Source organism: Spirochaetae bacterium HGW-Spirochaetae-1 (assembly GCA_002839375.1).
Classification (GTDB): Bacteria; Spirochaetota; UBA4802; order UBA4802; family UBA5550; genus PGXY01.
Genome location: PGXY01000004.1, coordinates 530,920 through 556,027 on the forward strand (window position 1 = coordinate 530,920; position 25,108 = coordinate 556,027).

25 protein-coding genes are annotated in these 25,108 nt (G+C 41.7%); 7 read left to right on the forward strand and 18 right to left on the reverse strand.

The window, feature by feature from the left end; all coding sequences use genetic code 11:
- Nucleotides 1–2: 2 nt before the first annotated feature.
- On the reverse strand, nt 3–1,373 hold the full coding sequence (locus CVV44_10195) for a hypothetical protein (GenBank protein PKL39223.1): 1,371 nt from the start codon (nt 1,371–1,373) through the stop codon (nt 3–5).
- A gap of 234 nt (nt 1,374–1,607) precedes the next feature.
- Between CVV44_10195 and CVV44_10200 the strand changes: the two genes are divergently transcribed.
- Both CVV44_10200 and CVV44_10205 read left to right on the forward strand, forming a co-directional pair.
- A complete protein-coding gene (locus tag CVV44_10200) occupies nt 1,608–2,492 on the forward strand; it encodes a hypothetical protein (GenBank protein ID PKL39224.1) in 885 nt (294 codons plus the stop codon).
- Between the two features lie 174 nt (nt 2,493–2,666).
- The gene (locus tag CVV44_10205) at nt 2,667–4,142 is read left to right on the forward strand and encodes a hypothetical protein (protein PKL39225.1); all 1,476 of its coding nucleotides are present in this window, start codon (nt 2,667–2,669) and stop codon (nt 4,140–4,142) included.
- A gap of 160 nt (nt 4,143–4,302) precedes the next feature.
- On the opposite strand, the gene CVV44_10210 is transcribed toward CVV44_10205, so the two are convergent.
- From CVV44_10210 to CVV44_10225, 4 genes are all read right to left on the reverse strand, one after another.
- Nucleotides 4,303–5,628, reverse strand: a complete 1,326-nt coding sequence (locus CVV44_10210) for a ribonuclease (GenBank protein PKL39226.1) — start codon at nt 5,626–5,628, stop codon at nt 4,303–4,305.
- A 142-nt stretch (nt 5,629–5,770) separates the two neighbouring features.
- Nucleotides 5,771–6,166 (reverse strand): hypothetical protein, encoded by a 396-nt coding sequence (locus CVV44_10215; GenBank protein ID PKL39227.1) that lies wholly within the window; start codon nt 6,164–6,166, stop codon nt 5,771–5,773.
- A 13-nt stretch (nt 6,167–6,179) separates the two neighbouring features.
- Nucleotides 6,180–6,752: a hypothetical protein gene (locus tag CVV44_10220; protein PKL39228.1), complete on the reverse strand. Its 573-nt coding sequence runs from the start codon at nt 6,750–6,752 to the stop codon at nt 6,180–6,182.
- 34 nt (nt 6,753–6,786) lie between these two features.
- On the reverse strand, nt 6,787–7,299 hold the full coding sequence (locus CVV44_10225; GenBank protein ID PKL39229.1) for a hypothetical protein: 513 nt from the start codon (nt 7,297–7,299) through the stop codon (nt 6,787–6,789).
- Between the two features lie 370 nt (nt 7,300–7,669).
- Between CVV44_10225 and CVV44_10230 the strand changes: the two genes are divergently transcribed.
- From CVV44_10230 to CVV44_10245, 4 genes are all read left to right on the forward strand, one after another.
- Entirely contained in the window at nt 7,670–8,539 is an 870-nt protein-coding gene (locus CVV44_10230) for a hypothetical protein (protein PKL39230.1), read from the forward strand.
- A 324-nt stretch (nt 8,540–8,863) separates the two neighbouring features.
- On the forward strand, nt 8,864–10,618 hold the full coding sequence (locus tag CVV44_10235) for a KaiC 1 (GenBank protein ID PKL39231.1): 1,755 nt from the start codon (nt 8,864–8,866) through the stop codon (nt 10,616–10,618).
- Complete coding sequence (locus tag CVV44_10240; protein PKL39232.1) at nt 10,615–10,956, forward strand: circadian clock protein KaiB; 342 nt, start codon at nt 10,615–10,617, stop codon at nt 10,954–10,956. Before CVV44_10235 ends, CVV44_10240 begins: the two co-directional genes overlap by 4 nt.
- A complete protein-coding gene (locus CVV44_10245) occupies nt 10,956–14,429 on the forward strand; it encodes a hypothetical protein (GenBank protein PKL39233.1) in 3,474 nt (1,157 codons plus the stop codon). Before CVV44_10240 ends, CVV44_10245 begins: the two co-directional genes overlap by 1 nt.
- 393 nt (nt 14,430–14,822) lie before the next feature.
- Here the strand turns inward: CVV44_10245 and CVV44_10250 are convergent, their stop codons facing one another.
- The 3 genes from CVV44_10250 to CVV44_10260 form a co-directional block, all read right to left on the reverse strand.
- On the reverse strand, nt 14,823–15,596 hold the full coding sequence (locus tag CVV44_10250; GenBank protein ID PKL39234.1) for an SAM-dependent methyltransferase: 774 nt from the start codon (nt 15,594–15,596) through the stop codon (nt 14,823–14,825).
- A gap of 271 nt (nt 15,597–15,867) precedes the next feature.
- Complete coding sequence (locus CVV44_10255; protein PKL39235.1) at nt 15,868–16,566, reverse strand: hypothetical protein; 699 nt, start codon at nt 16,564–16,566, stop codon at nt 15,868–15,870.
- A 264-nt stretch (nt 16,567–16,830) separates the two neighbouring features.
- Entirely contained in the window at nt 16,831–17,385 is a 555-nt protein-coding gene (locus tag CVV44_10260) for an N-acetyltransferase (GenBank protein PKL39236.1), read from the reverse strand.
- Between the two features lie 388 nt (nt 17,386–17,773).
- Here CVV44_10260 and CVV44_10265 point away from each other — a divergent pair, with 388 nt between their 5' ends.
- Entirely contained in the window at nt 17,774–18,802 is a 1,029-nt protein-coding gene (locus tag CVV44_10265; protein ID PKL39237.1) for an IS5/IS1182 family transposase, read from the forward strand.
- Between the two features lie 135 nt (nt 18,803–18,937).
- On the opposite strand, the gene CVV44_10270 is transcribed toward CVV44_10265, so the two are convergent.
- The 10 genes from CVV44_10270 to CVV44_10315 all read right to left on the reverse strand — a co-directional run bounded on the left by CVV44_10270 (nt 18,938) and on the right by CVV44_10315 (nt 24,382).
- The gene (locus CVV44_10270; protein PKL39238.1) at nt 18,938–19,261 is read right to left on the reverse strand and encodes a growth inhibitor PemK; all 324 of its coding nucleotides are present in this window, start codon (nt 19,259–19,261) and stop codon (nt 18,938–18,940) included.
- Between the two features lie 4 nt (nt 19,262–19,265).
- The gene (locus tag CVV44_10275) at nt 19,266–19,517 is read right to left on the reverse strand and encodes an AbrB/MazE/SpoVT family DNA-binding domain-containing protein (protein ID PKL39239.1); all 252 of its coding nucleotides are present in this window, start codon (nt 19,515–19,517) and stop codon (nt 19,266–19,268) included.
- 380 nt (nt 19,518–19,897) lie between these two features.
- The gene (higA, locus tag CVV44_10280; protein ID PKL39240.1) at nt 19,898–20,200 is read right to left on the reverse strand and encodes an addiction module antidote protein, HigA family; all 303 of its coding nucleotides are present in this window, start codon (nt 20,198–20,200) and stop codon (nt 19,898–19,900) included.
- 12 nt (nt 20,201–20,212) lie between these two features.
- Nucleotides 20,213–20,494 (reverse strand): plasmid maintenance system killer, encoded by a 282-nt coding sequence (locus tag CVV44_10285; protein ID PKL39241.1) that lies wholly within the window; start codon nt 20,492–20,494, stop codon nt 20,213–20,215.
- 94 nt (nt 20,495–20,588) lie between these two features.
- Nucleotides 20,589–21,742 (reverse strand): IS3 family transposase gene (locus CVV44_10290; protein PKL39242.1). Its coding sequence is split into 2 segments (ribosomal slippage): nt 20,589–21,487 and nt 21,487–21,742, totalling 1,155 coding nucleotides; the frame shifts between segments, so codons are not numbered across the junction.
- Between the two features lie 92 nt (nt 21,743–21,834).
- Complete coding sequence (locus tag CVV44_10295) at nt 21,835–22,110, reverse strand: XRE family transcriptional regulator (GenBank protein ID PKL39243.1); 276 nt, start codon at nt 22,108–22,110, stop codon at nt 21,835–21,837.
- A complete protein-coding gene (locus CVV44_10300; protein ID PKL39244.1) occupies nt 22,097–22,486 on the reverse strand; it encodes a hypothetical protein in 390 nt (129 codons plus the stop codon). Before CVV44_10300 ends, CVV44_10295 begins: the two co-directional genes overlap by 14 nt.
- Nucleotides 22,487–22,819: 333 nt before the next feature.
- Entirely contained in the window at nt 22,820–23,188 is a 369-nt protein-coding gene (locus tag CVV44_10305; protein ID PKL39245.1) for an XRE family transcriptional regulator, read from the reverse strand.
- Nucleotides 23,157–23,420, reverse strand: a complete 264-nt coding sequence (locus CVV44_10310; protein ID PKL39246.1) for a hypothetical protein — start codon at nt 23,418–23,420, stop codon at nt 23,157–23,159. The genes CVV44_10305 and CVV44_10310 overlap by 32 nt, the downstream gene beginning before the upstream one ends.
- Before the next feature lie 227 nt (nt 23,421–23,647).
- Nucleotides 23,648–24,382, reverse strand: a complete 735-nt coding sequence (locus CVV44_10315; protein ID PKL39247.1) for a hypothetical protein — start codon at nt 24,380–24,382, stop codon at nt 23,648–23,650.
- Nucleotides 24,383–25,108: the final 726 nt, after the last annotated feature.

The following is a 25,108-nucleotide window of genomic DNA, read 5'->3' on the forward strand; positions in this document are numbered from 1 at the left end:
AATCATGTTTCGATATACTCCTCCTGGCCGGCCCTTCCGGTTCGAAGCCGTATAACGCCCTCCCTGCAGGAATTTTCCAGCGAGGAACACACTTCCTTGATCTGCTCACTTCTCAGTTCGAACAATCCCTTTTCTATTCCCGTCCACCTGTTACGTCCGTTATTTTTGGAGTAATAGAGCGCGCCATCGGCCAGGGAGATGCAGTCATTCATGCCGATGCTGTCGGGATTGTTCTCATCGAAGGGCAGGCCGCAGAAGCCTATTGAACAGGTTTGCCGCAATACAAGACCATTCTGCAATTTAAAATCAAAGGCTTCGATGGCCGTGCGTAATTTTTCCGCGAACTCGGGAAGAAATTCAGCAGTGGAGTTTTTCAGAATGATGAGAAATTCCTCGCCGCCATATCGAATCGCTATGTCATCTTTGCGGATGGAATGAAGCAGCAGCTCCGAAAGCTGCTGCAGAACCATGTCGCCGGAATCATGGCCATACGTATCATTGACTTTTTTGAAATGATCGATGTCAGCGATAAAGATGCCATATACACCCAGGATCCGTGATCTCTTGTTAATACCGGATCTGATAATGGATGTTTTCTGACTTAAAAATATATTGATTTCATCGAAAATTATTTCATTGAGAAAACGCCGGTTTTTCAGGCCCGTGAGTGCGTCCTTGAGGGAAACCTCTTTTACTGTATCATAATCATGTTGAAGCTTTTCCGAGGAATCATGGAGGTCCTGGATCGTCAGGAACTGCCCCACATTAACTTTCAGTTCATTCTCCAGTTTTGACATGGCGCTGGTAAAGATGCCCGTGGATAGCTGGGTCAGTATTGTTAAGAGGGAGACGGCAAGTGTGATGAAGATGACACTGAGGGTGATATTCCCGTGATTGGCAGGATCGGTAGTGTAGAAGACCGCGATGTAGAATGCGAAATTTGCAATCAATATGGTCAGGCTGTAAAAGATGACCCACTTCCGGGAGCAGAACAACGAGGCCTGTATTATCACCACAAGGAGCAGATAAAAATCTGAAGAGAATACCAACAGGGGATTGGTTTTTACCCAGATAGCCAGTCCGCCGAGGAGGGAAACCAGAATACTAATCGTGATGGTATTGGCTGCTATTTCGTACAATCCCCGACGCAGCATAAACAGGGAAATCAGAGCGACAACAGACATGAAGATGATCACAGGAAATACTGCCATGAAATTTTCAGGGGAAAAGAAAGCAACCAGGAGCAGGATGATGAAAATGACCGGTATGCCCATCAAAATATAGAAAAAGAGCGCCTGGGCCTGTTTCTGCTCGATGAAGGGATGCCGGTAATAGGGTTCCAGTATGTAGTCCCGCAGTTTTTTAATCATCATAGTCCGCCATTCTGTTAATTGTCTTTGATCATAGTACAGAAAGCTCTTTCAGTCAATACTCGGCGGTGAAATTAATTCATTCCATTTTCTGTGATGACGGAGCGGCATCATAAACGCTATAATGGAAACATTGAGTCAATAGAATTGACAGGTACTGGTATGTCCTGTATCATAATCCCGTATATAGAATGATGGGGCTTATTGAAAAAATTATTTTGACTCTGGTGGATAACTATGCATTTTGAAAAAAAAATTCTTTTTACGGTTATAATTTTCCTGTTTTTCATACGGGTGGTATGGGCCGGAACGGGAGTACTGGCAGACCCCGACAATCCCTCGTCGGGCATTGAATTTTACGGAGTGCCATCGGCAAAAATAGGGGAACATATTTCCTTCTGGAACCTGTACCTGGGAGCTTTTCTTGAATCAAGAAATGAAAAGCGTTTCAGTCAGGGAATTCTGCCAAATCACAATTGGCGCGGTTTCGCGTCACTGTATTACGGCCATGCCGTGCTGGATGATGATGTGCAGAAATTGTCCTTCTATGGCGGATTTGAGCACGAAAGCGCTCACCCCACCATGGGATTTTATGAACACAACGACAGCGCATATGAAATGATTTATGACAATCTCTACCGGAACATCAATCTCAATTCCATGCTCCTGCGGGGCCGTTTTGTGTGGAAAAAAATTATCGAGATGGCCATCATATTTGATTACCAGTTTTATTTCTGTTCGAAAAATACGCCGGAACTGCACAATACGGATCTCTCCCAGAGTCATGGCCTCTCGGCCGGGTTTGATATCGCCTATTCCGTAAGCGGCAGCTGGAGGGTCTTTCTTTCCGTCTTTGACCGGTGCATATTCCGGGGATACGCCGAGCGCGACGATGATATCTATTTCAATGACGGCGGATCGGTGGTCACCAGGACGGTTTCATATCCCGTTATCAACAACGTGAATACTGTTGTGGTCAAGGCTGGCATGCTCTACGAGTGGAAGGCCGTGGGACGATCAGTGGGCCTGTACGGAAAAATGCTCTATGGAAATATTTTCGGCTTTGTGGACAGCAGGGAGCGTCGGCTCCAGTTTTATTGTGGCCTGGAACTCCTGCACTGACGGTTACAGGCGGTGAATAATTACCTTTTTTTGATAGAAACCTTATCTAAAAAGAATCTCTATTAAGTAATATGAACAAATGAAAAAATTATTCACTTATTCATATTATATTTGACAAACCGTCTGGTTGGTTTAATATTTGGCATCCAAAAATTAACCTTTCCGGAGTATCCTATGGAAAAGAAACTGGTTTTCCTTTTGCTATCTTTTACACTATCAGGATTTATCCGGTGTTACCAGACTGACGATGCTCTGACCCCTCCTGATCTTCCGGTAAAAATAATCTTCCGGGGAAACCAGGAGACCTTTAACAATAAATATTATGCCGCAAACCGCGGGGGTTCCATCTGGATCAAGGCCAACCTGGAACAGACCGGCATTGATGAAGAGTGGCAAAGTCTGGACCTTCCCGACGGCCTTGAAGGAGATGTAATTGAAATTGCCCTGGACAATGAATACATGATTGCCATTAACAGCGAGCATGATATCTATACAATGAACAATGCCATGAGTGACAGATCCCTCTTCTTCTGGCAGAAAAACTGGGGCCCGCCCTTCTGGCTGGGCGTGGGAATGAAACTTCCCGAGGATATAATCAAATGGGACTGGTCAAGTGTGTCTCCCGTAACCGATAGTAACTGGACAGACCCCGCCGGGAACCTGTTTAAGATAGGCCTTGGGAGGTGCTCTCACATCTGGACATTGAACAGCACCGGACAGAACCTGACAATGATTGATCCATGGCTTCCCCAGGACCTGAGTTATGAAATCACCACACCTTACCGGGGAAGATTCAGGGCAGTAAACGTGAGCAGCAGCGGTTCTTTCCTTTTCATTATAAATGAATATGGCGATATGTTCACCCGGTTTTATGACTTCGATCTTGGCGGGAACGATCCAATTTTTTTCCAGTATTCCTATTACGATCAGAGGGGCAAAGAGTTTCCGAAAATGCAGCTTCCCTCTCCTCCCTGGATCATGCATCCGAAAATCAAGGGGAAGATTACGGACAGAATCAGCATTTACCGTATCGGCAAGAATTGCGTTCACAGGACAATGCGCGTAGAGGGGATGAATGAACAGGGAAAAACCGGTTACTTCGAGAAGGATGTAACGGAGATGGAGGGTCCCGGGTCCTGGGTGTTCCATAATACTGGTGAGCCCCTTGCCGGGACCATCCTTGAGAACAGAGATTATGACAGCTCACTGGAGAACCTGGGTGATAATGAGGATGCATACTATTCAATAAACATGGAGAACGTTAACAGCCTGCCGGATGGAATTACACCGCCGGGGACTATCACGAAAGAATATTGGGCGGGCGAACTGTTGGATTTCTGGTGCTATACTTCACCCGCCACATTGCGGATTCATGTAAAGGGGGCATCCTTTGACCTTCTGCTTCATACAACGGATAACATCCGGCAATGGCCTATTGAACGGGGTCTTTGTGAAACCGAGAGATATCTCAATGGTAATATCGAGATCCCTGAGGAACTGCTTAACAATCTGGAACATCAGGATGAGTTGGTGAAGGCTTTCATCGGCAAATACCTGTGCAATCAAAGGCACACGAAGGTGGCTGTCTGGGGGAAAACCGGCCGCATACGGGTTGTGGGCTATACCTTTGAATGGCAGTTCATCCGGTAATGTGAATCGGCCCGGGAAATAGCTCTCGGTAAAATTTTAAAAGCCTTGCCTGTCCGGAACTTTATGCCAGTAATCTGACCTATTGGTTGTCAGGAACAGGTTCAGGTAAGATATCTTGTGTCCCATCAAGTGGTTTTTCGCGAAGTAAATTCCTGAATATCTACAGCAGATTCGAGGCTATCTCAGCCAGCAGGGAGCGTTCTCCCTTCTCCATGGTTATGTGGGCGTATATTTCCTGGCCCTTCATTTTATCGATCAGGCAGGTGAGACCGTTACTGCGGGAATCGAGATAGGGCGTGTCTATCTGGTAGGGGTCTCCGGTAAAGACTATCTTTGTGCCTTCGCCGGCCCGGGTGATGATCGTTTTTACCTCGTGGGGCGTCAGGTTCTGGGCCTCGTCCACAATGAAGAATACCCGGGGAAGGCTTCTCCCCCTGATGTATGCCAGGGCCGTGATGAGCAGCTTTTTATTGCTGATCATGTCGTTTATCCGGCTGTAGTCGGGGGAATCCTCGGCGAACTGGTTCTGAATGACGGAGAGGTTGTCGAAAAGGGGCTGCATGTAGGGATCGAGTTTATCATGAACATCGCCCGGCAGATAACCGATGTCCCTGTTAGACAGAGGGATGATGGGACGGGCCAGAAATATCTGCTTGTACTCTTTTCTTTTTTCAAGGGAAGCGGCCAGAGCCATGAGGGTTTTGCCCGTACCGGCCTTGCCAGAAAGGGTGACCAGGGAGATGCGGGGGTCCATGCAGGCATTGAGGGCGAAAATCTGTTCGGCATTGCGGGGGGTGATGCCGTAGGCCCGTCTTTTTTCCACGATGCGAAGGGCGTTTTCCTCTTTGATATATGTGGCCAGGATGCTCTGGCTGGTGTTCCTCAGGATAAAGTTTTCGTTTGGAACGGGCGTAATGCCGATACCCGTTTCCTCCAGGGGGACATGCGTTTCCTTGTATATTCGGTCGATGACATCGTGATGAATGCCTTCGATCATGTTTTTCCCCGAGTAGAGTTCATCGATGTTCTTTATTTTCCCCGTTTCATAATCCTCGGCAAAAACACCGATGCTCTTGGACTTCATGCGGAGATTGATATCCTTGGATACCAGGCATACCTTATCCGTACCGTATTCCTTGGAGAGGTTATACGCCACGGTCAGAATCCGGTGGTCGGGTTTATCCTCCCAGAAAATTTCACGGAGATAGTCGTCCTTTTTTATATTGGTTTTAACTATTATGACGCCGCCCGATTCCAGTTTTACGCCTTCATGGAGAAATTTGTCTCCGATGAGGGCGTCCAGCTCCCGTGAGAATTCCCTGGCGTTGAAATTGATGATCTCGTTCCCGCGTTTGAATTTGTCGATTTCTTCCAGGAGCGTGATGGGTATTACGACATTATGTTCTTCAAAGGAATAAATACAGCGGTAGTCGTAGAGGACAACGTTGGTGTCGAGAACGAATGTTTTATTTTCGGAATTCAGCATTAACAATTAAACTATTATGTCTTATTGAATACTATAAATATAACAGGCCCCTTCAAAAATGCAATTAATTTTTATTTTATAATCATGTGTTTTAAGATATTTTTTCGGTAAGGGAAATACCATGCAATGCGGTCACGTTCAATTATGCATGATAATACAGGTAATACACGACAGCGAGGATAAGTAAAATCCAGATAATGATGATAACTGCTGCTGCAGCTCTGAAGCGGGGAAGATCATTTTTCCTGATATGTTCCGCCCGTTCCCTGTTTTCTTCAATTACCTCCCGGGGTATAAGCCTGAGGGCGATATAAATGCCCGCGGGAATGATCACCAGGTCGTCGAGATAACCGAGCACGGGTATGAAATCGGGGATGAGGTCAATGGGACTCAGGGCATATGCAACGACACTGAGGGCTATGATTTTTGCCGTTCGGGGCACCCGCGGGTCCTTGCAGGAAAGGTACAGAATGACCACAAGCGTTGCCTGCCGGTCCCGCCATTTTTTCAGCCGGTCAATGACTTTGCTATGTTTCATGATATGGTGCCGCTTATGTTAGATCCAGTTTTTTCATAATTATTCTGCCTCCGCAGGCATCATTGAACTTGATTGCCGTGTTAATGGCCGCTTTTGCGATTTCCTCAGGGGAAAGAGCAAGATCATACAGCACGTTCAGAGCACCCAGGGCCAGGCTTGATCCGGAACCGATGGCGAAAAATTTTTTAAACTGGGTTACGCCCATGTCCGAAGATACGAAAAAAATGCCGCTCCGGTTGACCACCAGGAATTCGCTGTCAAGGTCGGCAAAGGGAGATTTCTCCTCGTCTTCGCTCTGGTCATTCACGAAGGAATATTCATTGTGCATGGTCTTCCAGAAGTTAATGAAAAACGAGAAGATCGCGTTGCGTGATTCCAGGTCAATATCCTGCTGCTTCTGCAGGTAATCGTTGAGTATGTTGTCATAAATGGACCATCCCGTAGTGCCGATATAGGTGCCGCCCACGCGGTATATTTTGTTGACGGGACTGTTATCCTCATGAATGACCGTATTGCCGAAAGAAATCATGGAATCCGCTGCGATGATTATTTTGCCCTGTTTTTTGACCGCCACAACTATTGACATGAATGTAACCTCGGTTTTGTATATGTATGATAGTTCATTGCCTGTTTTTTAAAAGCAAATATTTGGAATATATATAATTATCACAGCCTTCTTTTAGCCTGATATTCATGGTGTTTTTTTTGTATTCAGATAGTGGATTTGTTTTACTGCCATAAAAAAAGACAGCATCGGCTTTGTATGTATTGCCGATTTCAATAGCCTTTTTGCTGGAATTGAGAATGATGTCATGAATGGCAGTATTGAATTCTTTTTCCTTGAAAGGATCAATAGAGGAATTATACAATAAGCGCAATAAATCTGACGATAAGTAATTTTGAATGTCAAAATATTTTACAATCTGGAATTCTCCGATCAGATCATATTGATCCCAACTGCCCGAAATCATAATAATATCAGAATTTGCATGAGTATTTAACGGGCCGGTAATTGTCATGTCGACAATATGGTAATCATCTTTGGATAGATGTAATGGATTATAATTTATGCATTTATTACCGGAATTACATGACAACAGTATCAGCATAATGCAGAAAATGAATTTATACATGTGATATTTATTTCCTCCTCTGCCCGCCGGTATGATGGGTGAAATGTATCGTATAACTCAACATGCATGGTATGGGCGATGTCGAGCTTGAACATTCTGCACCACAAACATGTAATAATTCAATACCTTTATGATCATCAAGTTTTGATATTTCATGTAAAATTACCTGCATCCATCGAATGACTCTATTTAATTCAATTAATCACAGAAAACCCGGTATTTCGCATTTTATTTAGTTGACTAAAGGGAGATAGTTCGATAATTGTCAAATTATAAAAATATAAAACTGAGGTATAGAGTGTTATCAAGGAAAAGCTTTATTATCACAGGGATTTTTGCAGCAATAGGGCTCACTGCCCTGGGGAAAGGGATGAGAAAAATTGTAATGTCAGGGGTTAACATGAAAAAAGGAAAACCTGGTAAAGGGCTGATTATGTGGTACAGCCAGACAGGGAACACCGAAAGAGTCGGCAGGGCCATAGCAGCGGCCTGGAAAAAAACGGGGCTTAAAGTAGATTATGGTGATTACAGGGATATCGACAAGGGATCACTTGATAATTACGACATTATAGCTGTCGGCACCCCGGTATACTATTATGAGGTCCCGCAAAATTTCAGGGAATGGCTTGATGGGATACCTCACATCGACGGTACACCGATTGCTGTTTTTGTCACATTCGGAGGTGAGGGGGGAAATCAGCATAATACTGTTTGTGAACTCACGGAACTCCTTGCAAAGAAAGGGGGAGTCCCTGCAGGTACTGCTGAATTCAGCTGCATGTCTTCTTACGCTCTAACCTGGTCCTCGGGTAACAGTGAGCGAGTCCTTAAATATAAGGATCGACCCGGGGCTGATACATTCAGCGCCGCTGAGAAATTCGCTCTTGAAATTTTTACTAAAATTTCAGAAGGAAATACTGCAGAAGTATCGGGAAATTTCAGCATGAGAAACATAATCAAGGGGAGTCCTTCTATCGGTGTGACAAAACTCATGATAACCGGCCACAGGATCAATACGGAAAAATGCATTAGCTGCGGGAAATGCAAAAGAGCATGCACCGTCAATGCCATTAATCCCGAAGAAGGGACCGTAGATACAGGTAAGTGTATAGCATGTCTTGGCTGCATTAACAATTGCCCTGCGGGAGCCGTGGAAATGAAATTCATCGGCAAGGAAGTTTATGGCCACGGGGAATTTATCAAGAGAAACAATATCATTCGGTCAGAACCATCACTATAAAAAGCGGAACAATTTATTCTGCCATAGCCCTCGGATGGGCGCAACCCAAGCAGGGCGGAGTCTTTCGGAGTCCTGTGTAGTTGTTAAGCTGCGCGTTATTTCCTGCATGACAATGTAATTCAGAGCGGAAAACTGTATTTCACTTATTCCTGGGGTCCTTTCCTTACAAAAACCATTAAAAATCAGATAAACACAAAAAAAGCCGTTAATATGTGACATCTGCCTCCAATTAATACAATAAATTTGAATCATTGGGCTGGTAAGGCTATATTATTAGTGCACTGTGGGCAGTTGTTCATGTATTTAAAAAATGAGGAATAAATTATGGCAAAATCAAAGCCCTCTTCCGGAAGCAACTCAAGAAAAAAGGCCGGGGCTCAACTGTCCAAGGCTCCCACCGGTATAAAGGGGCTTGACGAAATTACCGATGGAGGACTTCCCGCAGGAAGACCGACGCTTATTTGCGGCGGTACAGGCTGCGGCAAAACATTGCTGGCCATGGAATTTCTGGTCCGGGGAGCCACAGAATACAATGAGCCGGGGGTATTCATGACCTTCGAAGAGACGGTCGGAGATCTGACTGATAATGTCAAGTCTCTCGGTTTTGATCTGAACGCCCTCATTGCGCGCAAAAAACTGATCCTGGATTATATCCTCATCGAACGAAGTGAAATTGAGGAGAGCGGCGAATACAACCTTGAAGGTTTGTTTATCCGGCTGGGCTATGCAATTGATTCCATTGGAGCAAAGCGGGTTGTGCTGGATACCATCGAGTCGCTCTTCGGAGGTTTCACCAACACGATTATTTTGCGCGCCGAACTGCGCCGCCTGTTTCTCTGGCTGAAGGAGAAAGGGGTGACGGCCATCATCACCGGCGAACGCGGAGATAAGACGCTGACACGCCAGGGACTGGAAGAATATGTCTCCGATTGTGTGATCCTGCTGGACCACCACGTAAACGAGCAGACCTCTTCGAGGCGCCTTCGCGTGGTGAAGTACCGCGGATCAAAGCACGGCACAAACGAGTACCCCTTTCTGATTAATATCGACGGCATTTCCGTACTTCCCATCACCTCGCTGAATCTGGACCACAGAGCCTCCAGTGAATGCATATCCAGCGGTATTGAGCGGCTGGATGCCATGCTGGGGGGCAGGGGCTATTACAGGGGCAGCAGCGTTCTGATCTCCGGCTCGCCGGGGACTGGCAAGAGCATCTTTGCCGCGCACTTTGCAGAAGCAGCCTGCCGTCGCAATGAGCGGGTAATATATTTCTCATTCGAAGAGTCACCCGATCAGATCATGCGCAATATGCTTTCCGTCGGGATCGATCTGAAACAGTGGACAAAGAAAGGTTTGCTTGAGATTCATTCGATGCGTCCTTCCTTTATGGGCCTTGAATCGCACCTGGCCGTAAAACACGATTTGATCACTAAATTCAAACCACAGGTTGCGATCCTGGATCCGTTAAACAGTTTCATCATCGGGGATAACGAGATTGCGGTCAACTCAATGCTGATGCGACTGACGGATTTTCTAAAAACGAATCAGATTACTGGCCTGTACACCAATTTAACCAAGGGCAGCAGCCCGATGGATGAAGGAGAGGTTGCTATTTCATCCCTCATTGACACCTGGCTGCTTCTGCGCGATATCGATACCGGCAGCGAACGCAACCGCCTCCTGGCTATCATGAAATCCCGCGGTATGTCGCACTCAAACCAGATTCGAGAGTTTTTACTCACCGGCCACGGCGTGGAATTACGTGACGTTTACGTGGGGCCGGAGGGGGTACTGACCGGGTCGGCGCGGCTGACGAAGGAGGCGGAAAATGAAGCATCGCTTATACTTCGCAATCAGGACGTTGAGCTCCGGCGGATCGAGCTGGAACGCAAACGAACGACCCTGGAGGCGCAGATTGCCATGCTGCGCGCGGAGTTCGCAGTGCAGGAGATCGCCTCGTTAAAAATCATCGGCCAGGAAACAGCAGAGAAAGCGCAGCTCGCGCAGGGACGCCTGGATATGGGAATAAGCCGTAATGTTGACGCTAAGCCGAACAAAGGGAAGGTGAAATCGAAATGAAAGCAAACCCGGACTTCGCCGCGAAACCAAAAGTTAAAAGTCCGACGCGAAAAAAATCTTCCGAATATTATATTTTGAAACTGTATATTGCCGGACATTCTGCGAAATCCAGCAACACCATTGCCAACATTAAAAAAATCTGCGAGGAAAATCTGAAAGGGTTTTATGAGCTTGACGTAATTGACCTGTACCAGCAACCGCAGCTGGCACGGGGTGAACAGATTGTCGCCGTGCCGACACTTATCAAGAAACTCCCGCCCCCTCTGCGCCGCGTTATCGGCGATCTGTCGAATACCGACCGCGTGCTGGTGGGGCTCGATATTAAGAAGAAATCGTGATGTTAAAAAAACCTGCAGCCCACCAGAATCTCCTCGCGGAAAACAGAGATCTTCGCGCCCGGCTTGAAATCGCCGAACAATCTCTGCGCGATATAATGGGAGGCGAGGCTGACGCTCTGCTGGTTCCGGGCGCGGCCGGTGCACGGTTGTTTATCCTCAAGGGCGCGGATCAACCATACCGGACTCTGGTTGAGAACATGAGCGAAGGGGCGGTCATCATGACTCCGGAAGGTCTGGTGCTCTATTCCAACCGGCGTTTTGCCGGGATGATGGGAAGTCCCCTTGAAAAAGTGATCGGCTCGGAGATCTACAACTGGTTTGAGCCGGAAAGCCGGCAGGTGATAAAGGCCCTGCTGCAGGACGTCATTTCCGTCACCCGTCGTGAGGAACTGGCCCTTACTGCCGCTGACGGTACACCGGTGCCGGTCTTCCTGTCGGTGAGCCGCATGTCACCGGGCGAGGGGCCCGATTCCTTCTGTATGGTGGCAATGGACCTGACTGAACAGAAACGCAATGAAGCTATACTTGCCGATGAAAGACTGGCACGCTCAATTCTGGAACAGGCCGCGGACGCCATCGTGATCTACGACGGCACAGGGCGGATCATTCGCGCCAGCAGGAAGGCTCAGGAGTTCTCCGGCAGGGATCTGAAGGGAGAACTCTTTGAGCAGGCCTTTCCCCTGCGCCTGCCTGACGGTACACTGTTTTCTTCCCTCGGCCCCATCGATCAAAACCTTCATCAGCCGATTGAGGCGGCACTGCACGGCGACGGGCAGCGGTTTGATTTTCTGGTAAGCCTCGGCCATCTGAAGAGCGCACGGGACGAACTGCTGGGAAGTGTCGTTACCATGACAGACATTACGGAGCGGAAGGCCCGGGAGAAACAACTTTCTGAAGCCTTAACAATTGCCAGGATAGGTTACTGGGAATATGAATTTTCAACGGACGAATTCATCTTTAATGATCAATATTATTTACTGCACAAAATTACAGCGGAGGAAGCAGGCGGCTACCGGATGTCTTCTGCGGATTTTGCCAGTCGTTACGTCTGTCCTGAAGATGCGTCCCTGATTGGTCAACAGATTCAATTGGCTTTTGAAACCCGGGATCCGGATTATTTTTCCATGACCGAGACTCGCATATTAACCGGGAAAGGGGAAATTGTCTGGGTGGAAGTCCGTCTCAGAGTCCAGAAGGACTTGCAGGGCAACACAATTCGGCTGATTGGCGTCAATCAGGATGTTACCGACCGCAAACGGGAGGAACTTAAATTACTCGAAAGTGAACGGAAATTCACTGATCTGCTGGGAAATGTGGAGCTTCTTTCGGTAATGCGCGACCGCGAGGGACGGATCACCTATTGCAACGAGTATATACTTCGTATTACCGGCTGGAAAAAAGAGGAAGTTATCGGACGGTACTGGGCGGAGCATTTTCTGTCGCCTGAAATTATCGATACGAAAAAAAAGGTTTATGCGGAGCTCCTCCTGGACGGGCCGGGATCACGGCATCTTGAAAGCGGGATTCTCACCCGTTCAGGCGAGCGCCGGTTGATACGCTGGAACCATACGGTGCTGCGCTCGGAATACGGCAAAGTAATCGGAACAGCAAGCATAGGCGAAGACATCACCGAACAGAAGAAAGTGGAAGCCAGGATCACATATCTCAACCGCCTTTATTCGTTACTCAGCAGTATCAATATCTTGATCGTGCATGCGCAGGACCGGAACGGACTGTTTAATGAAGCCTGTAAAATCGCCGTAGAGAAAGGCGGTTTCCGCATGGCACTGTTATACATTGTAGATCAGCGCACAAAGAAGATCGTCACGGCAGCTTCGCATGGAGATAACATGGATTTGCTGGCAGACATAAAGAACCTGCTGCTGTCAGGTGATGATGTGTCAAATAAAAATGTGGTACAGGCCATTGCCAATAAAAAGTTTGTTATATCCAAAGATTCGGTAAAGGACCCCCTGGTTTTTGCAGGAAAAAGATACGGGGAATACGGTATCTTCTCAATGGTCGCTTTGCCGCTGATTGTTGCGGGCGAAGCCGTTGGCGTTCTCTCTCTCTATGCCGGTGAAATAGAATTTTTTCAAAAAGAAGAAATGAGCTTGTTGAAAGAACTGGCCGGAGACATTGCCTTTGCCATTGATCATATCGAAAAAAAGGAACGGCTTGACTATCTTGCGTACTACGATGAAGTCACAGGCCTCGCCAACCGCAGACTGTTCCTTGACCGTGTGGCGCAGCACATGCTTAGCGCCGTCGCTGGAAATCACAAGCTTGCCGTATTTAAAATTGACCTGGAACGCTTCAAGAACATCAATGACAGCCTCGGATGGAAAAATGGCGATGATCTATTGAAGCAGGTTGCTGAGTGGCTGAGCCTCAATATAGGTGGCATCAACCTCCTGGCGCGAATAGATGCAGACCATTTTGCGGTGGTGATGCCGAAAGTCAATCTGGATAATGATACGGTACACTTTATCGAGAATACCCTGGCAACATTTTCCCAGCACCAATTCAGCATGAATAAAAATGTGTTCCGCATCAATGCTAAAGTCGGTATCGCGATATATCCGGACGACGGCTCCAATGCTGAAATCCTGTTGAGGAACGCAGAAGCAGCTCTTAAAAAAGCAAAGTCCAGCGGTGCGCGGTACCTGTTTCACACGCAGAAAATGACAGAATCGCTTTCTCACAAGCTCACCCTGGAAAACCAGCTGCGCCAGGCGATCGACAACGAAGAATTCGTGCTTTTTTACCAGCCCAAGATAAATCTCGCCAACAGGAAGGTCGCAAGCGCAGAGGCCCTGATCCGCTGGAATAAACCGGATTCGGGCCTGATACCGCCCTTGGAGTTCATCCCCATTCTGGAAGAAACCGGCTTAATACATGAAGTGGGGCGCTGGGCGCTGCGCAAGGCTGTAACGGATAACCTGCGCTGGCGCGAAGCGGGGCTGGATGTAGTTCGCATCGCCGTAAATGTATCCGCGCTGCAACTGCGAAATATCGGCTTTATAGACGAGATAAAGGAAGTCATCGCCCTTGGCCCTCATGCCGCGTCCGGGCTGGAACTGGAGATTACCGAAAGCCTGATTATGGAGGACGTTAAACGCCATATAATCACTCTGCGGGATATAAGGGCCCTGGGTATCACTATTGCCATTGACGATTTCGGAACCGGATTCTCTTCTCTCAGTTATCTTGCCAGATTGCCGGTGGACATATTAAAAATTGACCGGTCATTCATAATAGACATGGTTGCGGGGCCCGAAGGACTGGCGCTGGTCTCCACAATCATCAACCTTGCGCATTCGATGAATCTCAAGGTGGTCGCAGAAGGCGTGGAAACAGAGGAGCAATCGAAACTGCTGCACCTTCTCAGATGTGAAGAAATGCAGGGTTTCCTTTTCAGCAAACCGGTACCGGGGGAAATCTTTCAGACAAAATTCCTGGTACCGCGGTAGTGAAATTGTCCCGGTTTTCAATTATTATATAATTGCTTAATAACAATATTTTCTGATTTAAAATTCTGATATATTCTCATTTGTTCTGCTGAAAAATTTAGAATACAATAATCTGGATCTGTAACTCCCAGGGGATAATACATTGTATCTCCTTCTCTTCATATTGTATTCTTTGTTTTTTGATCTTTTTCTGTTTCTTAGTGGTTTTATAATAGTATTCATATATTATTCCAATTGCTAATTATCAAGACCGCCAGGACGGCGGGCAAAATTAACCATTTCACTTAACGTTCGCGTTTACCCGAATTTGGCGACCAGCGGGAGCCGGGTAAACCCTGTTGTATACCGTTAATTCCGCTACGTTAGCCGTCAGTACGGATGCTCGTGGGGTTTCTATATTTTCTTTCCAATATAAAATACATACCCATAATATTCTTTATACTTATTATAAAGTTCAGCTCCATGCTTTTCGTATTTTACGAATTCTTCGGCAGATTTATTGCCTTTGTATTTATCCAAAAATATTTTTTGTGCTGTTATTTCCGGAACAAAAAAATTGTCAATCCAACAAATTTCAGGTAATATGAATGATGCCATAACAACATAGCCTGCTTTTTGAATTTGAGCAATTTTATTTGGAATGGTGTCTATTTCAGGATATGCTTCATTCCAAAAATCAAATATTTCTTTTGGCCGTTCTTCTGTAAACCAGGACGCCTCAGTAACAGCAACATAGCCGCCTTTTTTCAAAAACTTATTCCAATAATTCATACCCTTTTCAAAACCGATATTATATATAGCTCCTTCACTCCAAATAAGGTCCAATTCATTTAATTGAAAATCAAGTTTATCCATTGAACCAATAACGCCTTTAACTCTGTTTTGAAGATTCAATTTTTGTGCATTGTCATTTAATTTGTCAATAAAACCAGGGAATAAATCAATAGCTGTAATATTCCCTGGAGTGTTTTGAGCCAAAACTATAGTTTGACCTCCAGTACCACAACCAAGATCAACAATGTTTGATTTTTCGTGTATATTATCAATAAAGCTCAATGCTTTTATTGTTGCTTCCTGGCTTCCTGGGCCTTGACGATCCATACTGGAAAAATATTCGCAAATTAATGCAATATCAAAATCGTGGATATTATGCTCTTCATTGCTCATTTTGTGTTCCTCCAGGAACTTCGTGATGTTATAGTTTATTATTTTATACAAGATACTTTTACGGTGACATGGATGCCGCCGTTATAATTCCCTTTCAAATATTAGGAATTAATGGCAAATAACGTTAGCGAATACACGCAGTTGACCGTCTTTGGCCAATTGAGCGAAATGTAACATCAGTGATTAGTGTATTCGCTGTTATGTGCTTTACTGTGCATATTGAACAGGCAGCCTGAAACACAATGTTGAAGGCTGACGTGTGGAAAATGAATCAATTAATGAAAATTTTTACTCCGATATTTAAACTATTAATATCTCCCCATATTTCTTTATCTTTATTATCATGAAAATAAAAAAACATCTCATCAGGGGCTGAACCATATACTTTTACGTTTGTCATTTTGCTCATTTGTCTGTTATAACTGTATGAGCAATAGAAAGCAAGGTATTTAGTCAACATATATGATAAACCTATTATTGCAGAGTAGGTATATAGATTTAAATTATATTTTACCATCTCAGATTCAGTACCATTTTCGAGAAATTTTACATTTTTAAGAGAATATAAAAATTGAAAACCAAGAAATGGAATAAGATCCTTTAATTGATAGTAATAAAATAAAGATGGCCCTACACCAATAATAAAATTTTTTGCAGTTGATTGATATGTTGTCGCTGTAAAGAAACTTGGTAATAATGTTTCATATTCAAAGTACTTGAAGTTAAGAGTCCCCCCTACCGCAAAACCTTTGAAAACAATAAATTGTGCATCTAAAGAAAGACCCTGGTTGAAATTAAAGTCGTTTTTATAATTTTCAAATAATTCACCACTATAATTATTAAAAGAGGCTAAATCACCTAAACCCAAAATAATAGTTCCAAAATTTATAATGGGTGCTTCTTCTGCGAAAGACTTCAGTGGATAAAGCGTGATAATAAAAAGTGATAAGATGATGAATAATTTCTTCATAATAGGACCCAGACCTCATTAACCTGTATTTTTTAAAACAAAAACAAGATACTATAATAATGTCAATAAGATATTTATTACATAGAAGAAATACAGGCGTGGAATGAGCCGACATGGACGTCGGCTCATTTTATAAAGGTTTGCGCAGTATTGCGCACAACGTTAAAGCATATAAGACGTTTTGCTGTAATGAAATGAAGATAAAATGTGCCGTAGGCCAAGGAGCGAAGCGTCGAAGCTTATATGCTTTGTTAGGCGCAGATTTTATTCTCTCCAGTGTTCTGGTTTATTCAATTCATTGGCGCATATAATTTTTCCAGTTTTATTATAAAGTTTTCTTGAATTTAATGATTGAACCATCCATGCATCTTTAAATTCCTCTGGAATTGGGAATGGTGCAGAAAAACCATTTATTTGAGCATTTGGAACAAAACCAAATTTAGGATAATACTCAATATGACCTAAAACAAAAACCATTTCTGATCCCATTTCTTTCAACCGTTTTAATCCTTCCATGATCAAAAGTCCACCAATTCCTTGTTTTTGGTAATCAGGTTTAACTGCCAAAGGTGCTAGAATATGAAGTAGGGGCTGATTTATCATTTCATCAATATATACTCTTGTAAATAAAATATGACCAATCGCTTCATAATTATCGAATGCAAGTAGCGAAAGAATGGGCTTGGCTGTTTTGTCTTTTAGAAGACTTGCAGTTAATATGGCTTCTTTATCATAGCCAAATGCTAGTTCTTCAACTTCCATAATATTATTAAAGTCATTTACACCTGATTCTTTAATTTCAATATTATTTAATTCCATTTATAATGTCTTCCTCTTGAGAATAAAAATGTCGCATAACGTCCGCGGCGTTTGCGATGTTTTGCCGGAGCGTACCCGCGGAGGCAAAATATGCTGTAGGCCAAGGCGGTACACCGCCGCCGCGCAACACGCCGTGTTTTATGAAGGCGGAGCGCGGTAAGCAACCAGGCGGGCGAAGGAAGGACGCCTGAGCCCGATGCAACGGTGACTGTCATCAAGTCAATTTTACATAGATAATAAAAGGTATGAAATAGAAGCTACAAAAAAATTAAAAAAATGACGAAATAAATACTATTTCTTAAGGGGGCTTCTAAAAACTCAAGATTAATTGACAAATTATCATAATCAGTTATAACTATTCAATAATAAAATTATTGAATAGGGAATCATGAAGAAAAACAAGCAACGAGGATTATTTGATGAGCAATTCAGATTGGAAAAACTGGAAAGCAAAGGTGATCCTCTTATAGTAATAAATGAAATGTTAGATTGGGAGCTGTTTCGTCCTCTACTAAAAAAAGTATTCAAGAAACAGGCTAAAGGTCCAGGCGGCCGACCGCCTGGTGATTATATAATGATGTTCAAGATACTGATTTTACAGAGACTTTATAACTTATCAGATGAGCAGATGGAGTATCAGATCAACGATAGATTGAGCTTTATGAGGTTTTTAGGATTAAATATCAGTGATGATATTCCTGATCAAAATACGATATGGCTGTTTCGAGAAAATCTCACGCAGGCGAATGCTATTGAGAAACTGTTCAAGAAATATGACAGGTATCTGGATGAGCATGGAATCATTGCATATAAAGGATCGATTGTAGATGCAAGTTTTGTCGAGGCCCCACGCCAAAGAAACAGCAAAGAAGAAAATGAGCAGATAAAAAAGGGAGAGGTCCCTGACGATTGGCAAGATAATCCGCACAAATATTGTCAAAAAGATACAGACGCTCGCTGGACGAAGAAAAACGGAATCAATCACTATGGTTACAAGAACCATATAAAAGTAGATAGAAAAACCAAACTGATCCGGGCCTATAAGACGACAGATGCGAGCATTCATGATTCTCAGGTCTTGGGAGACTTGTTGAATAAAGATGATGCTCATCATGAACTTTATGGAGACAGCGCCTATTCAGGAGACCCGGTAAAGCAGTTACTGGAACACAGGAGTATAAGGAATAGAATACATGAGAAGGGATACCGCGGTGCTCCATTAAGCAAAAAACAAAAAGAGAAGAATCGATTGAAATCAAAATCCCGAGCACGGGTTGAACATGTATTTGGATTTATAAAAACCAGCATGAAAGGCAGTAACAGCCGTGCAATTGGACATAAACGGAATGACGGAATTGTGGGACTAATAAATTTGACATATAACATGTGCCGATTTACTCAATTATGCAGGATATAACAGGTAAATCGGAAGAAAACGATTCCATGTTTTGAAAAACAGATAAGCTTTTATTTCAAAAATGGATCAAGGCTTATCAAGAAACTATTTTATACTATATTATAAGGGGTTTTTAGAAGTCCCCTTAAGATGAAATTAATCAATAAGCATTTCCTTAATGACGTTTTTAATTTCAGCTACGGTATTAGAATTAATTTTTCCTAATTTCTTAATTATTCTTTTTTGATCTATAGTCCTTATCTGATCTAAAACAATCCAACCTTTAGTATTTTGAAAAGTAACAGGAACTCGTGTTGGATATTTAAGGGATTTTGTGGTCATAGGAGCTATAATAACGGTTTTAATATTTTCATTCATTTCGTCAGGTGAGATGATAAGGCATGGTCTGGTTTTTTGAATTTCGTGACCAACAGTAGGATCTAAATTAATAAGGTAGACATGATATTGTAAAATTTCCATGCAATTACCATTCCCAATCGTTATCATTTAAATCAATGGAATCATCAATGATTAGGCTGTCATCACTGTTGGAATTCATTTTCTTAAAAGCTTCACTCCATCCTTGCCTTATTTCTTTAATTGGCTTTAAAATAATTTCGCTTTTGGTTTCGTCAAAAACTAATTCTATCTGCTTATCGACTTGTAACTGTTGTAGGATGTAATTAGGAATTCTTATTCCTTTAGAATTGCCAATAGGGACAATTTTTATAATCATACTATAACCTCGCTAAATGTAATTACAATGTAATAATAGGTGATTTATTTTTCAAGCAGAATATCTGATTAAACATGATTATTTTATTATAAAGAACGGGAGAAGATTTATTCGGAAAACTGGTTTTACGAAGTAAAAGGGGGAAGATAATTTCATATAACGTCAGAGCATACACGCAGTTGGCCGCTAGGCCAATTGAGCAAACTTTAAAACCCTTAATTCAGGATTGCAACTCCTTTTTAATAATAAGTATAATGTTAGATTTCTAATAGATAAGGATGAGCGCCGTGTATGCTCTGTTGTGCGATTTGACCGCATTTATATAAGATGGTTCTCTTCGCTTTGAGACCACGGATGCTCGAAAAGCGAGTAAAATATTTTCAGGCAGAATGAGCTATTCTTATTGTTTTAATCCCTTTTAATTCTTTTTCTTTTAATGATTTCTCTTCTCTCAGATCATATTCCATCTGTAATCCAAGCCAGAAATCAGGTGTTGTTCCAAAATATTTTGAAAATCGCAATGCTGTATCAGCAGTTATACTACGTTTGCCTTTAATAATCTGAGAAATCCTGGTAGGAGGAATATTTGTATCTTTTGCAAGTCTATAAGCTGATATATTAAAGGGTATTAAAAATTCTTCCTTTAATATTTCGCCAGGATGTATATTACTAATTTTTTTCATAATTATTATCCCTTAATGGTAATCAACAATTTCGACTTCATAGACATTTGATTCTTCCCAGAAGAAGCAAATCCTAAATTGGTCATTAATTCTGATGCTATATTGATTTTTACGATCACCTTTTAATTTTTCTAATCTATTAGCAGGTGGAATTGATAAATCTCTAAGCTCTCCAGCTCTATGAATCATAAATAATTTTCTAAGAGCAATTTTATGAATGCTTTCAGGAAAATGTTTAGAGAATTGTTGGTTCCAGATTTTCTCTGTTTCTTTACATTTAAAAGACTTAATCATGATATATAGTAACGCCAAACGTTAATAATGTCAACTATTTTATTAGTAATCGAAGCGGGCAGGATGGGCTTGCCCGGATATTCCGGACACCGGGTTAAGCAACTTTCAGTAAACTAAGCTCCTCATACTTTGCCGGACTCATATAGTCAAGAAAAGAATGACTTCTTTGCCTATTATAAAACACCTCAATATACTCAAATATAGATTGCCGCGCCTCCTCCCTTGATTGATATTTTCTCAGATACACTTCTTCCATTTTTAATGTTGAGAAAAAACTTTCAGCCGGAGCATTGTCCCAGCAATTGCCCTTACGACTCATACTCTGAATCATTTTATAACTTTCCAGTTTCTCTCTGAAAGCTATTGAAGCATACTGTATCCCACAGTCAGAATGAAAGATCAGTCCTTTGTGAGGATTCCGGTGTTTGACCGCCATATCTAAGGCATCAATAGCAAGCTCGGCCCTCATGTGGGAAGCCATTGACCAGCCCACGACCTTCCTGGAAAATAAATCGATAACCGTACAGAGATAAAGCCATCCTTCCACAGTTGCAATATAGGTTATATCGCTTACCCAGTATGTATTAACGGAGTCTACAGAAAAATTCCGATCCACCAGATTGGGCGAGATGGGATGGTCATGTTTTGAGTCAGTTGTAACCTTGAATCGCCTTTTATGGCGTGCTACAAGCCCACTTTCACGCATTAAACGGGCAACACGGCTCCTGGCGCAGCTATATCTACTGCCACGGAGATACTTGTATATCCTGGGACTGCCGTATCTCTCACGATATTTTGAAAAGGTTCGCTTTATTGCCAACACCAATTCAGCATCTCGAAACTCATGAGCGCTTGGCTTTCTTTTCAGCCAGGCATAATAGCTGCTTGGAGAAACCTGAAACATCTGGGCCATTTTCTTTACCGGGAAAATCATGCTATTATTTTTCATGAACGTATATTTCATTTCTCGGGTTTGGAGAAAATGGCCATTGCCTTTTTTAGGATATCCCTTTCCATCTTCAGTTCAGCATTCTCTTTCTTCAAACGGGCAATCTCTTCATCCCGGGGATTTCCCTGACCAGTAAATGCCGTCTTGCTTTCCTCTTCTAACTCTCTCTTCCAGCGGGATACTAGGTCAGGACGAATACCCAGGTCCCTGGCTATTTCTGATGCTGTCTTGTTCCCTGTGGATACCATGGTAACCGCATCTATTTTAAACTGCTTGTCGTATTTTCTTCTTGTATTCATTGACAACTCCATTAAACTTATTATCGGTTATAAGCTTAACTGAGTGTCCGGTTTTCCCGGGCAAGGCCAGGAATTTGCCGCTTACACAAAAACTAAACTCTTGCCTTTTTTAACCCTAATTTAATGTCCAAAGCATTGCATACCTTCAAGAAGGTAGCCATATTACAATTGATTCCATTCTCTACTTTTGATAATTGTTGCTGAGTTATATTAGCTTTTGCTGCCAGTTCTTTTTGGGTTAAGCCAAGCTTATTCCTTTCTTCCAGGATTTTTAAAGAAATTTCCAATAACTCATTTTCTTCTTCATATTTCTTTTTAAAATTATTGTCTTTTAATTCTTTTTCTAAATGCTTTTTAAATGTTTTCATTGTTGGCCTCCCGTAACTGGGACTCTGTAATTCTATTTAAGAAATCTTCTCTATAATTAATTGCCTTTTTAATTTCTGCTTCTGGGACTTTATCTGTTTTCTTGCTAAAAGAATGAGTAAGTATGATAAATTCTTTATAACAGAAAAAGTAGAGAATTCTAATTTGATCGCCAGATAATTTAATTCTTAATTCGTGTATTCCGTCTTTTAAAAGATCTGCATAAGGTCTTGGTAGATTTGGTCCTCTTTCTTCAAGAAGAGTAAACATGCTAAATATTTTGGCTTTATTATTAATATTTCTTGAATCGATAAATTCTTCTACCGGGCATTTCCCATCTGCAGCTTCATAATAAATAATATTCCACTTTGACATAATTCAATATACATCATATAAGATGTATTGTCAAGAATAATTTTGTGAGATTTATTATTGAGTAAGTATGTGCGAATGAAATAGGGCGGCAAAATCTTTCGCCTAACGTTTGAGCATACCCGACGTTGTTGTGGCCACAATCAACATCATAACTATTTATAATTTATTTAAGCAACAACTTTTCGGTTTGGAGTGGGGACAATGTGCCGCAGGCCGAGCGAACGGTAGTGAGCGAGTATGCTCAGTTATTCGCAGTGACAACAATTAGAAAAAGTTAATTCTGCCTGAGACCACGGATGGTCGAAGGCAGAGAAAAATATTTTATAAAGATAAATATTAAATAAAACGATCGACCGGTACGTTAAATATTTTTGATAACACCTTGGCATTTGATTTACTAATCGATCTAATACCTCTCTCCATATGTGAAATATTTTGTTTAGAAATGCCACCCATTTTCTTTCCTAAATCCTCTTGGGTTATCTTATGAATTTCACGATAAATTTTCATAATTTTCCCAGGCGTCATTTCAGAATTAATTTTTTTATACCAATCAGTCTCAAGAATATTTACATATTCATCATCTTTATCTTTAATAAATTTTACTTTCTTCCCATATAATTCTTTTAATACAGAAAGAATTTTAGGATGAATATCACCTTTAATATCAATTTTAATATGGGGCGTTTTCACGTGAGCCTGCATAATATACCTCTATAATTATTGTATTTTTTTCATATTTCCAACAAGCAACCCATTTATATGACAAATGACAATGATGTTGATCATCATCTAATTTGCAATAATTTGGCCATTCTGAGCGGAAAGGTCCTTTATCACGTAAATCTTTCACAAGGAGATTCATTTTTTCTTGCACTTTTTTAGGCATTTTCTCGATGCTTTTTAGTACGCTTTTTCTCAATATTAGTTTGTACATAAGCAATAGTAGTCAATAAATGACTATGCGTCAAGTAAAAAAATATTCTTAAAAAGCCGGGCAGGACGCTCGGCCGAAAGATTTGTTGTTATTGCGCATAACGTTCGAGCATATAAGACGTTTGCCGGAGCTTTGCGGAGGCAAATGTGCCGAAGGCCGAGGAGCGATAGCGACGAGCTTATATGCTGTGTTATATGCAGCTAATTTTTAAACTATGTTATAATTTGTTAACATTCTGTGTCATATAAATATCCATTATCTAACATATATCTAGCACTTTTTTTATAATTAGTCGTTAATTTGACAAAGTCAATAGTGTTTTGATAGTATAAATGTGAATCTATTGGACTAAAACGTTTCAAATCTTTCAATCTAGACAAAATATTTTTATCTCGAGCCCAACCTGCTAACGCAATATTAACTGTACCAACTCTATTTCCTTTTACTGGGATTTTATAAGGGAAATAGTGGATAGAATGTGATAATGGATGTTTCAAAGTATTATCATATTCAAAACATGACTTATGAAATGAGCAACCAATCCATTTTTGATTACCTTCAACATTGTATGCATCAATTACTGGCTGCCCTATTAGAATATTTTTATAATTATTGTAATAAATATTACCAAATGAAATTCCTCCGCGTAGTGGGATTTTTTCCCAAATAAAAAAACTAAACAATTGATTGCAGGCTAAATAAAAATCATTCGGTAGAGAATTCTTTCTAGATAGTAACACAATTGAATCAGAAAAAACTATATATTCAACAAGTGTATTTAAAATTACTACCCCATCGAGGTTCCATTCTGGTGAATGATATTTATAATTTTCATTAAGAATTTTCTCAAGTACATTAGCTAAAAATAATGGTCCTTGATCTTTTAAAAAAAACTTAAAACCTAAGATGTCAAAAAAGGCACAAAATCTTGGGGAAAAGAATTCATTTTTAACTTGTATCATATTTTTATTAGCTAATTATTCTAAAAATTAGTTGCCTATAACGTCAGAGCATACCCGACGTTGCAATTTAGACAATAAGTACATTAACACTTTGGAATTTATTTAATCAACAACTTTTCGGTAAGGAGAGAGGGCAATGTGGCGAAGCCCGAGCGAACGGTAGTGAGCGAGCGGGTATGCTCAGTTATATGAAGTCAAAGCGCACAAATACTAAAGTAATAAATTATTTTGAATTACTTTTTAATCTCTTCTTATATCTATGAATATTTATCAATGCAAATAATAATACTCCCCAATAAATAAAAAATGGCAATAATTCTTGTCTAAAACCATTGCTATTCCATGAACATAATATATTGATAAAATTATCAGAAAAAATTAGAAAGAAACCTGATATAGGTGCTAACATTCCTGAAAAAATAATCATATGATGATTTTGCTCGAATAGCAAGCTTATTGGTATCCATAAAAACGACCAAATTACAAAAAAAATGAATATTAGAGTAAGAGTACTATTAGCAAATATTCTTTTTAATGAGGATAAATCATTCATAATGTAATGTTCCATTATTAGATATTAAAATTATTGTCAAAAGAATATATACCAATTTGCAACCTGTTGTGCGCTTTGATTTCATATAACGTTTGAGCATACCCGACGTTGCAATTAAAACATAAATTACAGTAACACTTAAGAATTTATTAAATCAACAACTTTTTGGTATG